Raw genomic sequence first — 15,003 nt, forward strand, 5'->3', positions numbered from 1 at the left:
ACCAACCTTGTAGTACCCATGGTATACCCAAAAATCAAAACAAAATATGGTAATGTAGTAACTTACGAAGAAGACCATTCGGCGCACAGCCGCGTTGAAATTGCTTTTGATGTTTTGCAGCTTGCCAGGGGTAATTATGCATCGCAAGCCTTTCATGATTTTATTGGTTTTAATGTTTCTGTACCTGTTTTAGAAAGGGCTTTTTTTAAAACGTACGGACAAAACATTCATGAAATTTTCCCCAATATTGATAAATCCATTAATAATTTTAGGTGGGCGGTTAATAGCCTGATGCCTACCGTTACACGCAGTGCCTGGCTGTTAAAAAAAGACGAAATAAAAAAAATGCAACCCGGTATAACCGCCCGTAAATTTAAATACAGGATGCACCGCAAAAAATATAAAACCGAGTTTGGGGGCGAAAGAGATAAGCCCAAATTTAAAGAGCGGATGCTGGCTTTTTTAATAACAATATTACCCAAAATTGGCCCTCTTAAAACATTTAGATTTAAGGAGGTAGGCCCTGAAGGCGAAAAACAATTTATTAAAAGTTTTGACGCGGTTATGCAGCACTATGATGAAGCTATAACCCAATTAGGTGCAGGTAAACTTGAAAACCTTCCAAACGTTGATTTTGATACCGGAAACACTACTGCTTTTGGCGAGTACCAGTTAACAGATGATGCTTATAACGAAATGGTTGATAAACTGGATGAAAATAAGTTCAGGTACCTTACCCGACCGCTAAAGCAAAATATAATTTCATTTTACAGCAAGGCAGATACTCTGACATTAAGTAAAACGGATGAATCGGCATGGAAGAAAACAAGCGCTGCGCTGAAACATTTGCAAATAGCACCATTAGTACCTGCTGATAGCCTCAGAGTACCGGTTATTGCGGGCAAATAAATTTAAGCTGTAAATTTTTTTACAATATCCAATATTTCGCTCAGGTCAAAAGGCTTTTTCAAAAAAGCATCTGCATTGGCGGCTTCCGCAATTTCCTGTATATTACTTACTGCCGATATCATAATTATGGGTATATGGCTGGTGGCCGGGTTTGATTTTAACTCCTTACTTATTTGTTGCCCGTTGGCATCGCTTTTCCATTCGGTAAGCCAATTGTCTAATAATATAAGGTCGGGTTTTATAGTATCCAATGATTTAAGGATCCTGGCATCTTCTGATGAGGTTACTTTATACCCTTGTTCTTCCAACACATAAACAATAGTATCACGGATGTCTTTCTCATCTTCAATTACTAATATTCTCTTGGCCATGGTCTTTCTATTGCAAATACTACTACATAACAACCCATATAGGGTGTTTTGTTTTAGTTGCAGATAATTTTGTGCTTTACAACTATAGGTAGCTATCCAATAAACCGGTAATTATTGAGGAAATACCAGGTTATAGCAAATGCGGCAGCGGGGTTCGTAACTTTCTTTCTCGCCTAATAGTATTTTATTTTTCCCCGGCACCAGGCGATAGGAGTACAAAGCTGGGCTGCCGCACCTTACGCAAACCGCATGTACTTTGGTAACTGATTCGGCAATGGCCATTAACGCGGGCATGGGGCCAAACGGGCGGCCTTTAAAGTCCATATCCAACCCTGCAATGATCACCCTAACTCCTTTGTTGGCTAACTCATTACAAACTTCGGGCAATTTATCATCAAAAAACTGGGCCTCATCAATACCTACTACCTGCGCATGGCCAAATAACAGCAGTATATCAAAAGATTTTTTTACAGGGATCGAGTCTATCTGGTTAGCATTATGCGATACTACAGATTTTTCGTGGTAGCGGGTGTCCTGCTTTGGCTTAAATACCTTAAAGCTTAGCTTAGCTATACGCACCCGGTTTATGCGCCGCAGCAACTCCTCGGTTTTGCCCGAAAACATGGAGCCGCATACTACTTCAATGCTTCCGCCGCTTTCGTTTTTACGCTTAAAAATATCCTCAGTAAGTTGCATCCTAAATTTTACCCACGCCTAATATCAGCATTTTAATGCTTATTTTTGGTAAGCATTTTACATCGGTACCCGTTATGATGAAGCAAAAAGAAGTATTTAATAAAATAGGTGGTATAATAAAGGAACTGAACGAACAATATCAATACCTGCAAACTGCCCCGGAAACATTAAACGATCTGGAATTGGAACTATTTGTTGCCAATACTCATTTTTTGGCCGATCATGCAGAAGTGCTTCGCAAAATAAATAAACAAAGTACTGCTGCCAAACCTGTAGAAGAAAAACCGGCAAGTTATGAAGAAATACATTTTGAACCGGTTATACGCAAAGCAGATCCTGAACCAGAACCCGAAATGATAAAGCATGAATTAGAGGTTGATGAAAGTTGGACTGATGATGAAGAAACTACGTTGGACGAGGAAGTAATTGAGGACGAGGGATTAGTTAGTGAACCAATACACGTTAACGAGCCGGAAATAATGGTAGGTGAACTACCCGAACCATTAATAGCAGAAGAGCCAACAGCCATTAAAGAACCGGCTAAAGAAGTTGACGAGGTATTTACTATTAATCAAAAAATATCTGCCCAAATGGGTAGTAAGCCTGATATGGGGTTGCTGCCAATAACCGACCTTAAACCTGCTATTACTTTAAACGACAAGCTGTTGTTTATAAAAGATCTGTTTAACGGCTATAGCCTGGCCTATAGCGAAGCTATCGAAATACTTAACCGCTTTAAAGGTTTTGAAGAAGCTGATACTTTTTTGAAGAAAAATTATGTAGTAAAAAATAATTGGGAGGCCAAACCCGAAACCACCGCTAAGTTTTATGAGTTGTTGAAGAGGAGATATATGTAATTGAAGAAGTTGTAAAAGTTGTAGTTGTTATAAAGGTTGCAGGTGATGTGTTAAACAAAAACAATTTTAACTTACAACCCTTTCAACATTTTTAACCTCAATAACCTACTTACGCATATATCATCCCCATCCGGTTACTATCCAGTTTCAGCATAATAAATAGCAGGATTGTAAAGCTCCATAGTGAGGAACCGCCGTAACTTATAAATGGCAAAGGTATGCCAATTACCGGCACAAGCCCAATGGTCATACCGATGTTGATCATCACATGGAAAAATATGATGGATGCTACTCCATAGCAGTAAATGCGGGAGAATGGCGATCGCTGTCGCTCGGCTATTACTATCAGGCGCAGCAATAAAAATAAATATATACCCAAAACTGTTACCGAACCTGCAAAGCCCCACTCCTCACCTACGGTACAAAAAATAAAATCGGTGCTTTGCTCGGGTACAAACGAGAATTTGGTTTGCGTGCCCTTTAAATAACCCTTGCCCCATAATTTGCCCGAGCCAATAGCAATTTTTGATTGGCGCAGGTTATACCCCTTGCCCCGCGGATCGCTGGTTATACCTAAAATAATATCAATGCGAACCTTTTGGTGAGGCTGCAAAACGTGATTATAAATATACTTCACGCTAAAAACAAACGCTATGGATACAACCAGACCAATGAGCATGGTAATAACCAGTTTTTTAAACCGCTTAAATAACAGTATGATTAACGCAGTAAAGGCAATTAACCCGGCTATAACATATAAAGGATTAAATAAAATGGAGGCTACAAACAAAAAGATAAACAAGGCCGCCCCAATTAAAAACAAGGGCGATAAGCCTTCGCGATAGAGGACAAAAATAAGCGAGCAAAATACCAGGGTTGACCCCATATCGGGTTGTAATATAATCAGGCCCATAGGCAGGGCAATGATCGCCGCAGCTATTAAAAAAGATTTTATATCAGTAACCTTTACATTAGCACCACTTAAATAACGGGCCAATAACAAACAAGTGGCAAATTTGGCAAACTCGGACGGTTGCAGCCTGAAACCGCCACCTATAGATATCCAGGCCTGGTTACCCCCTACATTACGACCAATAACCAATACCAGAACAAGCAAAAATATAGTTATGCCATAAATGGCAGGCGCAAGTGCCGACAGGAACCTGCTCTCGAGCAATAAAATTACTATACCTATTACTATAGACGATAGCACAAAGATAAATTGCTTACCGTAATTGGTATCCATGTCGACTATGCTATCGTGTTTTATATTAAAAACAGCCGAGTGTATATTTAATAAGCCTATGGTACATAAAGCCAGATAAAGCGCTATGGTTAACCAATCAACGTTATAAAAAAAACTGCGCGGCTGGTTACTCATCGTCTTTTAAGTTAGTGAGCATTGCCGTTAATTTTACAGGTACCGTCTTTTTAGGTGCCGGCACTGAGGCTATTTTTATTTTTGATGGCATTTTTATTTTAACCACACTCTTTTTTAAACTATCAGCAGCTCCCTTGCTTTTAACAGGAGGTTTTACCCGCAACTCGGGCAAAAGATTTTGCTGAATATAGTATTCGGGCGTTATACCAGAGGGGCGCGATGTGATACTATCTCTTAAATACTTTTCTACAATAAAACTGGCAATAGGTGCCGCCCATGTACCGCCCTGGCCTGCATTTTCAACTACAACGGCAATAGCAATTCTTGGATGATCGCGCGGTGCAAAAGCCACAAACACTGAGTTAGGTTTTCCATGCGAGTTATCTGCCGTACCTGTTTTTCCGCACATTACTATGCCGGGTATTTTTGAACCGGCAGCAGTACCATAATCAACAACACTTTGCATACCATCAATAACCGGTTCAAAATATTGTGGATCAATCTGTACTGAGTTTTTAACCAGATACTCCTGTTTTATGATCTGTTTATCACCGATAGATTTTATTAAATGTGGTTTATAAAAAAATCCCCGATTAGCAATAGTAGCCTCAATATTGGCTAATTGTAAAGGGGTGGCCGATAGCTCGCCCTGTCCAATACCTAATGAGATAACGGTACTTGAGCGCCAACTACCTTTACGATACTTTTTATCATAGAATGAAGCTTGCGGTAAAAAACCCTTACCTTCGGCAGGCAGATCAAGGTCCAACCTTGTACCTAATCCAAATTTGGCTACATTGTTTCTCCATGAAGTAAAGCTGGTATCTGTTTGTTTCGGTCCTTTAAGATTGATCAATTTTTCAAACACCATATCAAAGTACCCATTGCATGAATGGGCCACGGCACTGCTCAAATTAACCACTCCATGAACCTCGCCATTAAAACAAGCAATCTTGCGATTACCGGCAATATAATAGCCCGGGCAGTTATAAGTAGTTGAAGGTGTAATTACACCTTCTTGCAAAGCGATCAAGGCACTAAGTGGTTTAAATGACGACCCCGGATGATAATTTGCCTGTATGGGTCTTATAAAAAATGGTTCGTAAGGATTTTCATGTATGGCAGTATAATTTTTACTACGATCATGGCCCACCAATAAATTGGGATCATAAGTTGGACTGCTTACAAAGCATAATATTTCGCCGGTTGATGGATCAATGGCTACTATACTCCCAACTTTGTTGGTCATTAATTTTTCGCCTAACTTTTGTAATCTTATATCTAATGATGAGGTTAAGCGCTCACCGGGAATAGGCACTGTATCTAATGCACCATCGTTGTATGACTCCTGTATTATGCCTTTTGAATCAACCAGCATATTTTTTACGCCGCGCTGGCCACGTAAAACATTTTCATAAGCTTTTTCAACACCGGTTATACCGATGTAGTCGCCGGGACGGTAATACCCGCCCGATTTGGCTATCTTATCGTCGTTTATCTCGCCTATATAACCTAAAAACTGGGCAGCTGTCGAATCGGGATAGGTACGTATGGGGTGCGGCTGAACCGTAAAACCCGGAAACTCTGACATGCGCTCCTGCAAAGAAGCAAATAATGTGGGCGAAAGCTGCTTATCAAAGGGAGATGAAAGGTTGGGCGAATATATTTTTGCTTTTTCAAGCCTTTTATCAAAATCGTCTTTGGTAATGCCTATTAATTTGCAAAACTCAAGCGTATCAAACGCTTTAACTTCTTTTGGGATGACTGAAATATCGTAAACCACCTCATTGGTTACAAGCACTTTTTGGTTACGATCTAAAATCACACCACGTGCGGGATATTGGATATACTGCTTTATAACATTTTGCTTGGCGTAATAAAGGTAGCTATCGTCTATCACCTGGATATAAAATAGCCGGGCAAGCAATATTAGTATAATGGTTATAAATATACCCGCGATGATGTACCGCCGTTCAAAAAAATTGTTCATTTACGCTCTTTGCTTCTGTAAAATAACAGTCCGGATATTAACATCAAAAATACGGTAAAAGCTGCGCTTAAAACAACCCTTGTTAAGGTATATTGTATTTCTGATAAACGGAAAACCTCGAGGTTAAAAAGAAAGAAATGATGAAGCAGGGTTAAAATAACGGCATAGGTAAAAAACCACCTGAAACCCATAATACTTAAAGTAGGTTCGGGCTCATTATCAAACCCATCTTTTTGTACGGTAATGCTAATAAACAAAACGCGTGCAAATGCCAGCAAAACACACGAGGCCGCGTGCAGGCCGGGGGTATTGTAAAAAGCATCAACCGTTAAACCTATAATAAAAGCCAGCAAAAACAACAATATGTTAGGTATTTCAAACGGAAGCAACAGGATAAACAGGATATATAAATAAGGTGTTGATAGGTTATACAGCGTTATATTTTTTAATAAAAAAACCTGTATAAATACCAGTACAACAAAACGTATAATATTAACAATAATGGCCCTACTCATCTTTCTTTTCCTGGGCCTCCAATCCCTTTTGCTCTAATGCCATTTTGTTATAAATAACATAAACATATTGCAATTTGCTAAAATCAACCGAAAGCTTAACATCCATATTCAAAAACAAGCCATCGCCTTTTGTGGAGTGCAGGTTGCTGATAGTACCAATGCGCACCCCGGCTGGCCATAAGGACTGATCGGACGTAACCACCCATTCTCCCAGTTTGGGCCGGGCATTGTTTGATACATCATATAATAATCCGCTATGCGGATCCATATCATCTCCCCATTTAAATGAACCCTGGTCCTTGGTGTCAGCCAGCATGGCGCTTATAATAGTTTCTTTATGCAATAATGATTGTACTACAGCAAAGTGCCGGCTCACAAAAAGCACCTTGCCCACTACACCACTACTACTTATAACCCCCATGCCTTTATCAATACCCTTGTCACTGCCCATATTGAGCGTTAAATAATTATTTCGTTGATTGATGGAGTTATCAATAACCTTGGCTTGTATGTATTGGTACTGTTGTTTGTAGGCCGAATCGATTACCGACCGCTTGTTTACCGTATCAACAAAAAAAGATGTTTTAAGCTGATTACGCAGGGTGGCATTCTCGCGCGCTAAACTATCATTAACCTCTTTTAATGATAAGTAACTGTTTAATTCGCTAACACGGGTATATAAGCCGGCAGTTACGGTATTGGTGCTGTTTATAAAAGTAGCTTTTTGGAAGGAGTTGTATTTAACGTATATAATTAATGAGCTTACCTCAAATATCACAAACAAAAAAAACGCATTGTATTTAGTGATAAATATCAGGAGGTTGCGCATTTGTTAGTGATTAGTTAATTGGAGATTAGAGATTAGTTGACGATCGATTATTTAGTAACTGCTTGTTGCCTTAAATAGTTAATATACCCGTTTACCAACTTCATACATTCTTCAATTTGACTTTTGAATTTTTCGAAAATTTCATCACTTATAAATTTTTGATCTAAAGCTATAATAAGGTGGTCGATTGTTTCAGCGGCCGACCCTCGGGCATTTATCAAGAATTTAGACGAGTCAGCGTAATGAAATCTCCCATGCCCTTCCGCTATATTATTACCTATTGATCTTGATGAACGAATTATTTGGTCGGCTAGTCTATATTTTTCTTCACCCGGGAAACTCTTAACCAATTCAAAAATATCATTCCGTAAAACGCGTGATTTTTTCCAGGCATCAAGTTCCGTAAAACCTTTCATTAGTTAATATCTACTAATTATAAAATATTTATTTAACTAATCACCAATTAACCAATCACTAATCTCTGTTACTGCATCAGGAATTTAAAATTACCAATATTTTTAAGTGCCGTGCCTGTACCACGTACTACTGCGCGTAGCGGATCTTCGGCTACGTGTACAGGTAGTTTGGTTTTGGCGGCTACTCTTTTATCCAGGCCGCGCAACAACGCGCCGCCGCCGGTTAAATAAATGCCGGTTTGATAAATATCTGCCGATAGTTCAGGTGGTGTTATTTCCAGCGCTTTTAGTATAGCTTCCTCTATTTTTGATATAGATTTATCCAGGCAATGTGCAATTTCGGTATATGATACCATGATTTGCTTAGGTACGCCGGTCATTAAATCGCGACCCTGTACAGCAAAATCAGCAGGCGGGTCAGCAAGTTCAGGCAAAGCCGCACCAACTTCAATTTTTATTTTTTCGGCAGTACGGTCGCCTATCATAATATTATGCTGGCGACGGATGTATTGTACGATGTCCGAGTCAAAATTATCGCCCGCTACGCGGATAGACTGATCGCAAACTATACCTGATAAGGCAATAACGGCAATTTCGGTAGTACCACCACCAATATCAATGATCATATTGCCCATGGGCTCTTCTACATCAATACCAATACCCACAGCGGCAGCCATTGGCTCATGTATAAGGTAAACCTCTTTGGCCCCTGCTATCTCGGCCGAGTCGCGCACGGCACGTTTCTCTACCTCGGTAATGCCCGATGGTATACAAATAACCATACGCAATGATGGAAAAAACCAACCTTTACCCTGATTGATCATTTTTATCATACCACGTATCATGTGCTCGGCAGCATTAAAGTCGGCAATTACACCGTCTTTTAAGGGGCGAACGGTACGTATATTATCATGCGTTTTGCCTTCCATTTGCATGGCCTGCTTACCAATAGCAATAACTTTGTTGGTCGAGCGATCAAAAGCAACTATCGACGGTTCGTCAACAACAACTTTATCATTATGTATAATCAGGGTATTTGCGGTGCCCAGGTCAATGGCAATTTCTTGCGTAAAAAAATTAAATAAGCCCATTTGTAGTTTGCTTCAAAATTATTTGCAAAGTTTATAAATATAACTTTAAAAACATCAAATAATTGCCATTTAAACAGTTAATTTATTTGGATAATTATATTATTGCTAATGTTTAAAATGACGAACCCCGGTTGTAACCATCGAAATATTTTTTTCATTACACATAGCTACCGAATCCTGATCTTTTATTGACCCCCCAGGCTGTAAAACGGCCAAAATACCTGCTTCGGCAGCCAGCTCTACGCAATCATTAAACGGAAAAAACGCATCAGACGCCATTACCGCGCCATTCAAATCAAAACCAAAGCTTTCGGCTTTAATAACTGCCTGTTTTAACGCATCAACCCTTGAGGTTTGCCCTACGCCGCTTGCCAATAATTGGTTATTTTTGGCAAACACAATAGTGTTTGATTTAGTGTGCTTTACAATTTTATTGGCAAAATGCAGGTCGCGCAACTCCTGCGCGGTAGGTTGCCTATTGGTAACCGTAGTCATTTGATCCGGCCCTTCAATAACCAGGTCCTTGTCTTGCTCAATAACGCCATTTAATAACGTTTTAAATTGCTTAACCGGTAACTCCACACGCTGGCGCACCAAAATTATGCGGTTCTTTTTCCCTAATAATATTTGTACAGCTTCGTCAGTATAAGCAGGTGCTATTAACACTTCGTAAAATAGTTTGCTTATTTCGGTAGCTGTTTCGGCATTTATCTCATCATTGGCAATAATAACGCCGCCAAAGGCTGATACCGGGTCGCAAGCCAAAGCATCAATCCAGGCTTCTTTTATAAATGATCTGCTGGCAACGCCGCAGGCATTGGTATGCTTTAATATGGCTATGGTTGGCTCGGTAAACTCATCAATTAATGAAACAGCTGCATCAACGTCAACCAGGTTATTGTATGATAACTCCTTACCATGCAATTTGGTAAACATAGCATCAAGGTTACCATAAAAAGTGCCTTGCTGGTGCGGGTTTTCGCCATAGCGCAAAGCATAGCTGGTTTGTATACTTTGTTTAAACACAGGCATCGGGTCCTGCGTGTTAAAGTATTGAAATATGGCCGTGTCGTAATTGGAGGTGATATTAAACGCTTTTTGAGCGAATTTTTTACGCTGATCAATGGTAGTGGCACCACCCTGGTTCTGTAAAATTTCAGCCAGTTCTGTATAATCATCTTTTGATGCCAGTATAACTACATCCTTATAGTTTTTTGCCGCTGCGCGGATAAGCGAGATCCCGCCAATATCTATCTTCTCAATAACATCATCATGCCCGGCACCTGACGCTACCGTTTCTTCAAACGGGTAAAGATCAACAATAACCAGGTCTATTTCGGGTATTTCGTATTGCTCTAATTGTTGCTTGTCGCCTGCTAAACTGCGCCTTGATAATATTCCGCCAAACACCTTTGGATGTAATGTTTTAACACGACCGCCTAATATCGATGGGTACGAGGTCAGGTCCTCAACCGCAACCACATCGGCACCCAGGTTGCGGATGAACGTCTCTGTTCCACCGGTTGAGTACATGGTTATGCCTAAGCGCTTCAATTCGTGAATAATAGGCTCCAGATTATCTTTGTAATAAACTGAAATAAGGGCATTTTTAATTTTTACAGACTGACTCATTTAAAGGGAGAATTTTGAGCCGCAAATGTAGGGATTAGTGATTAGAGATTGGTGATTAGTAATTAGTTTTTTTGAATAAAGTTCTTACATTTAAAAAATACAGCTTAGCGACTATTCTTTTCACGAGGTAACTAATCTCTGGTCTCTAATTAACCGATCACTAAACTCAACTCTTCATCTTCTTCAGCAAATTCTCAATCACTTTAGGGAAGTGCTGATGTTCCAACTGCTGGCCCTTAAATTTAATCATTTCCAGGTTATCGCCGGATTCAATTTTGAACTTTGACTGATGGATGATCTCGCCTTCGTCAAACTGCTCGCTGGCAAAATGAATAGTTATGCCCGACTCTTCTTCGCCCGCTGCTAATATAGCGTTGTGCACGTGATCGCCGTACATGCCTTTGCCGCCATATTTAGGTAATAGGGCGGGGTGCAAATTAATTATTTTGTTAGGGAACGCGCTTAACAAGGCAGGTGGCACCAGCCATAAAAATCCGGCTAATACAATCAGGTCCACCTGCAGCGTTTTTAATATCCTGATCACATCGTCGGTGTCATAAAACTCATGCCGGGTAAATATATGCGATGGTATCTCAAAATTATCAGCACGCTGTAATACGTATGCCTGCGGATTATTAGTTAATATCAATACAACTTCAGCCTCGGGATTACGCTTAAAATGCTCCATTATTTTTTGAGCATTTGACCCCGATCCTGAAGCAAAAATGGCTATTCGTTTTTTCATTAAACTATTTTGCTTTCATGCGGTATATGCCAAATATAAAATATTACTTAGCTTATTACTACTTAATTGTAGTTTTTTGATGCACAAATCCATATCTGACTATTGTGCGTGGCTTAGTTACATCATAGGTTTGTATATTGCCTGTATCCAACACCATAGAGTATTGCCCCAAATTGATAATACGTGCAGCAACGAACGGTTTTGAAGTGCCGACGGCTGTAGTATCGCGGCAGGTCATATCGGCGGATAAGGTTAGTTTATCAGCCGACAGGCTCCATCTGCCTGATGATGTTTGCGGGATACAATCAAAATTGCTGTAAGTACAGCTATTATCAGTATTAAAAGAAAATATCTGTGTAGTATCGCAAGTAGTGTTTAGTGTAGTGGTTGATAACGTAGCATCGCCCAGGTAAACTGTGGCTACAACTGATGCCAGCTGCCATTTACCGGCTGTTAACAGCGTTTCAATAGTACCCTGGTTATCCTTTTTACAGGAATTAACAAGCAGTCCAACTAATACCAGCCCTAATACAAAAAGTAATGATGTTTTATTTTTCATTAGTATCTCCGCAAAAATAAACTATTAGCCTGCATTGCAGATATTATAACTGTTTTAAATGATTATTATTTTATCATCCTTGTTATGCAAGCCCCAAAACAGGGTTAACACAACTTAACACATTTTTGCATGTTTTTGATATTAAAAATTTGATTATCAATTAATTATAAAAAAATAATGCAAAAATGTGTTAACCATGATTTTTGATGTCGTCGAACGGGAAATTTATACACTCGTTCGGGAAATTGTAGGTGTATAGATCTCTCACTACGTTCGAGATGACAAGCGGGTTATCCGCACATCTGCATACCCGCACATTTGCACATTATTTAGGCTTACTTAATAAATTAACAAACAACCTGTATGCGCCCGGTACCCCCGCAGGTAGCTCCCTGAAAAAAGCCAGCGATGTATATATAAACCGGCCCTTACCATAGTTACCCACAATTAACGACCCATTGTTTGGCTGTTCGCCGGGATCATTCATTTGCAAAATGGCTTTGTATTGCGGGTCAATATTGCTTACAAAATACAAGCCGCGTTCCTGTATCCAGCCGTCAAAATCGGCCTGAGTAATTTTGTTGGGATAGTTTAGCACCGGGTTTTCGGGATCTAAAAAAGTAACGGGGGCAAATTCATCCGTAACACGCTGGTTAACGGGGCGGAACGGATAAGGGCCTATCTGTGGCACAACTATACCGTTATTATTATTGTATTGTACCAACAGGTTACCGCCATTATTAACGTAAGCCATTAGCTTAGGCTGCTCAACGGGCAGGCGCTTGTTTACGTTATAGGCACGTACACCCGTAATTATAGCATCGTAAACAGAAAGATCGCCGTTTAGTATCTCATTTTCAGTAAGCTGGTGCACATCATAGCCTACCTGCGCAAGTGCTTCGGGCATAAAATCGCCGGCTCCTTCTATATAGCCTATTTTTTTTCCGGCAATTTTAAGGTTAACGTTTATAGCCTTAGCTTGCGACGGCGGGAACAGCGTAATAGCCGGAACGTGATCATACCGAATGCGCTGTACACCCATCGAATAATCTTTACCATTAACCGTAGTAATCGCTACCAGATCACTGGTTTTGGGCTGCATATTGGTTGGTGTTACCTGGAAAGTGGCTACCCATTCGTCACCCCGTTTTTTATCGGCGAACTCAATTTTTTCGGGCGTTATTTTCCACCCGGCTACTGGTTTAATAACTATGCTACCTGCAGCATTGGTAAATGCCTGCATTTTAACCTGTACGGTTTGCGGCTGCTGCGTATTAAAAATATAATCTTTGTTGGCAATATCAGCGGCTACGGGCGGCCCAATCTCTAACGGCTGGTAAACCTCGCCCCTTACCGGGTCAACATATTTATAGTATAAACGGCGCTCAAATGTTATGGGCTTACCGGCAATGGTAAACTCGTAGGTTACTGATGGCAGGTCGGGGTTTTCGGGGTTTCCTACTTTTAATGGGTCATTAATCGTGTAGGTCCCTATCGGGTGCGGCGATTCCAGCCAATATGGCTGGGTATATTTATCGGCTATAGTAGCAGTAGTATAAGTTTGCAAGGTATTGGCCGGGATAGTTTTGCCACCATCAAAACGTTGTATGTTATGATGATCGTCAATGCTGTTTATCTTAATCTGGTCGTTAAACCGGTCAATAACCTGCGATCGTATCTCTATCGGGTCGCCAATGGCATAGGTAGGCTGCGTGGCATAGCTTTCAAACCACAATCCCGCGCAGGCGGCAATCAGGTTTTTTAACTGTTTTGCTTTTTGTTCGCGCCAATAGGTATCTGGTACCTTCTCCACATCGCTCAATAACTGCACTAATGCCGGTACTGACGCACTTGGGTTTGCACCATCAAAATCCTTTTTTATGGCAGCCAGTTTAGCAGCAATGGCAGTGCCTCCGCTTACCCTTGCCCAGGTGGTATTTACACCATCCATCAGGTCGGTTTTAGGCGCATCGCCTAAAATGGTACTAAATAGTTCAAAGGATTCGCCGCGTTGTTTGGCTGTGCCAAAACCCTGTGTTTTATGGTTCGACCGGCTATCGGCAGCAACCTCGCCATACCCTTTGCCAATTAAGGGGTTGTATACACCTACATCTACCTTAAGCGGATTAACCGGGTTACCATTAAACGAATTTAACAACAAGCGTTTTGCCTGCCATACCTGTACATATTTTAATTGCTCGGGGTATTTGGTCGGGTCGGCAGCCAAAGTAAAAGCCTCCTGCGCCAATATGGCCGATGATGTATGGTGCCCATGCCCGCCGCTGCCATCGGTAGCAAAGCGGCATATAATAACATCCGGTCTAAATTTTCGTATCACCCAAACCACATCGCCCAGCACTTTTTCTTTATCCCATATCTTTAGCGTTTCCTCGGGCCCTTTTGAAAAGCCAAAGTCGTTAGCGCGGGTAAAAAACTGCTCGGCGCCATCAACTCTACGCGCGGCCAGAAGCTCCTGCGTGCGTATCAATCCTAATAACTCGCTTTGCTCGTTGCCTATTAAATTTTGTCCACCATCACCGCGGGTCATGGCTAAATATCCTGTACGATAATGCTTCTCTTGCGCCATGTAGGCTAAAAGCCGGGTATTCTCATCATCGGGGTGCGCGGCAACATATAATACGCTGCCCAATACATTCAAATTCTGAAAACCTTGTTCAATAGCTATCCTGTCAGCAGGTGGCGCGGTTTGCGCAAACGCAGCGGTTAAACTCAGCAAAAACAAGGCATTTATTAGGATACGCTTCATAGCTATAAATAAGGGAAATGTAATTAGTTGATTTATAACCCAATAATAAAACAATTTATTAAAACTTGTGTAATTATAATGGTCATTTAATCATTTGATTAATTTTTTCTTATTGAAAATCAATTAGTTAACATATTTTGGTAAAAACTATTTTACATTAATCAATCGTTTGATTAATTTTGCACAGGAGAAAAGAGATGGATAAAGATAAAATAGACAAAAAGGACTATATACTGGATGTAGCC

14 protein-coding genes are annotated in these 15,003 nt (G+C 40.5%); 2 read left to right on the top strand and 12 right to left on the bottom strand.

The genetic code is table 11. The features are described from left to right. The coding region (locus tag ABI367_RS00285) for a hypothetical protein (protein WP_462231630.1) at positions 1–909 on the top strand (909 nt) is incomplete at its 5' end. A gap of 2 nt (positions 910–911) precedes the next feature. On the opposite strand, the gene ABI367_RS00290 is transcribed toward ABI367_RS00285, so the two are convergent. Together ABI367_RS00290 and ABI367_RS00295 are read right to left on the bottom strand one after the other, a co-directional pair. Then, positions 912–1,280 (bottom strand): response regulator transcription factor, encoded by a 369-nt coding sequence (locus ABI367_RS00290; protein WP_462231632.1) that lies wholly within the window; start codon positions 1,278–1,280, stop codon positions 912–914. A 111-nt stretch (positions 1,281–1,391) separates the two neighbouring features. Further along, positions 1,392–1,976, bottom strand: coding sequence for a thymidine kinase (locus ABI367_RS00295; protein ID WP_462231634.1), 585 nt, complete (start codon positions 1,974–1,976; stop codon positions 1,392–1,394). Positions 1,977–2,050: 74 nt separating this feature from the next. Between ABI367_RS00295 and ABI367_RS00300 the strand changes: the two genes are divergently transcribed. Further along, a complete protein-coding gene (locus tag ABI367_RS00300; RefSeq protein WP_462231636.1) occupies positions 2,051–2,833 on the top strand; it encodes a hypothetical protein in 783 nt (260 codons plus the stop codon). A gap of 109 nt (positions 2,834–2,942) precedes the next feature. On the opposite strand, the gene rodA is transcribed toward ABI367_RS00300, so the two are convergent. The 10 genes from rodA to ABI367_RS00350 form a co-directional block, all read right to left on the bottom strand. Beyond that, on the bottom strand, positions 2,943–4,214 hold the full coding sequence (gene rodA / locus ABI367_RS00305) for a rod shape-determining protein RodA (protein ID WP_462231638.1): 1,272 nt from the start codon (positions 4,212–4,214) through the stop codon (positions 2,943–2,945). After that, positions 4,207–6,204 (bottom strand): penicillin-binding protein 2, encoded by a 1,998-nt coding sequence (mrdA, locus tag ABI367_RS00310; protein ID WP_462231640.1) that lies wholly within the window; start codon positions 6,202–6,204, stop codon positions 4,207–4,209. Before mrdA ends, rodA begins: the two co-directional genes overlap by 8 nt. After that, positions 6,201–6,719, bottom strand: coding sequence for a rod shape-determining protein MreD (locus ABI367_RS00315; RefSeq protein ID WP_462231642.1), 519 nt, complete (start codon positions 6,717–6,719; stop codon positions 6,201–6,203). Before ABI367_RS00315 ends, mrdA begins: the two co-directional genes overlap by 4 nt. Continuing rightward, positions 6,712–7,548, bottom strand: coding sequence for a rod shape-determining protein MreC (gene mreC / locus ABI367_RS00320; RefSeq protein WP_462231644.1), 837 nt, complete (start codon positions 7,546–7,548; stop codon positions 6,712–6,714). Before mreC ends, ABI367_RS00315 begins: the two co-directional genes overlap by 8 nt. A 47-nt stretch (positions 7,549–7,595) precedes the next feature. Further along, a complete protein-coding gene (locus tag ABI367_RS00325; protein WP_462231646.1) occupies positions 7,596–7,964 on the bottom strand; it encodes a four helix bundle protein in 369 nt (122 codons plus the stop codon). 68 nt (positions 7,965–8,032) lie between these two features. Further along, positions 8,033–9,055, bottom strand: coding sequence for a rod shape-determining protein (locus ABI367_RS00330; RefSeq protein WP_462231648.1), 1,023 nt, complete (start codon positions 9,053–9,055; stop codon positions 8,033–8,035). A gap of 105 nt (positions 9,056–9,160) precedes the next feature. After that, the gene (gene purH, locus ABI367_RS00335; protein ID WP_462231650.1) at positions 9,161–10,687 is read right to left on the bottom strand and encodes a bifunctional phosphoribosylaminoimidazolecarboxamide formyltransferase/IMP cyclohydrolase; all 1,527 of its coding nucleotides are present in this window, start codon (positions 10,685–10,687) and stop codon (positions 9,161–9,163) included. Positions 10,688–10,853: 166 nt separating this feature from the next. Beyond that, complete coding sequence (gene purN / locus ABI367_RS00340; protein WP_462231652.1) at positions 10,854–11,432, bottom strand: phosphoribosylglycinamide formyltransferase; 579 nt, start codon at positions 11,430–11,432, stop codon at positions 10,854–10,856. Between the two features lie 58 nt (positions 11,433–11,490). Beyond that, entirely contained in the window at positions 11,491–11,991 is a 501-nt protein-coding gene (locus ABI367_RS00345; RefSeq protein ID WP_462231653.1) for a DUF5004 domain-containing protein, read from the bottom strand. A 325-nt stretch (positions 11,992–12,316) separates the two neighbouring features. Further along, a complete protein-coding gene (locus tag ABI367_RS00350) occupies positions 12,317–14,758 on the bottom strand; it encodes a PIG-L family deacetylase (RefSeq protein ID WP_462231655.1) in 2,442 nt (813 codons plus the stop codon). Positions 14,759–15,003 lie beyond the last annotated feature (245 nt).

The organism is Mucilaginibacter sp., assembly GCF_039935595.1.
Classification (GTDB): domain Bacteria; phylum Bacteroidota; class Bacteroidia; order Sphingobacteriales; family Sphingobacteriaceae; genus Mucilaginibacter.

Coding starts and splice junctions, on each gene's coding strand:
- mreC (WP_462231644.1), bottom strand. CDS start 7,548: ATGCGCAACCTCCTGATATTTATCACTAAATACAATGCGTTTTTTTTG.
- ABI367_RS00325 (WP_462231646.1), bottom strand. CDS start 7,964: ATGAAAGGTTTTACGGAACTTGATGCCTGGAAAAAATCACGCGTTTTA.
- purH (WP_462231650.1), bottom strand. CDS start 10,687: ATGAGTCAGTCTGTAAAAATTAAAAATGCCCTTATTTCAGTTTATTAC.
- purN (WP_462231652.1), bottom strand. CDS start 11,432: ATGAAAAAACGAATAGCCATTTTTGCTTCAGGATCGGGGTCAAATGCT.
- ABI367_RS00330 (WP_462231648.1), bottom strand. CDS start 9,055: ATGGGCTTATTTAATTTTTTTACGCAAGAAATTGCCATTGACCTGGGC.
- mrdA (WP_462231640.1), bottom strand. CDS start 6,204: ATGAACAATTTTTTTGAACGGCGGTACATCATCGCGGGTATATTTATA.
- ABI367_RS00345 (WP_462231653.1), bottom strand. CDS start 11,991: ATGAAAAATAAAACATCATTACTTTTTGTATTAGGGCTGGTATTAGTT.
- rodA (WP_462231638.1), bottom strand. CDS start 4,214: ATGAGTAACCAGCCGCGCAGTTTTTTTTATAACGTTGATTGGTTAACC.
- ABI367_RS00315 (WP_462231642.1), bottom strand. CDS start 6,719: ATGAGTAGGGCCATTATTGTTAATATTATACGTTTTGTTGTACTGGTA.
- ABI367_RS00295 (WP_462231634.1), bottom strand. CDS start 1,976: ATGCAACTTACTGAGGATATTTTTAAGCGTAAAAACGAAAGCGGCGGA.
- ABI367_RS00300 (WP_462231636.1), top strand. CDS start 2,051: ATGATGAAGCAAAAAGAAGTATTTAATAAAATAGGTGGTATAATAAAG.
- ABI367_RS00290 (WP_462231632.1), bottom strand. CDS start 1,280: ATGGCCAAGAGAATATTAGTAATTGAAGATGAGAAAGACATCCGTGAT.
- ABI367_RS00350 (WP_462231655.1), bottom strand. CDS start 14,758: ATGAAGCGTATCCTAATAAATGCCTTGTTTTTGCTGAGTTTAACCGCT.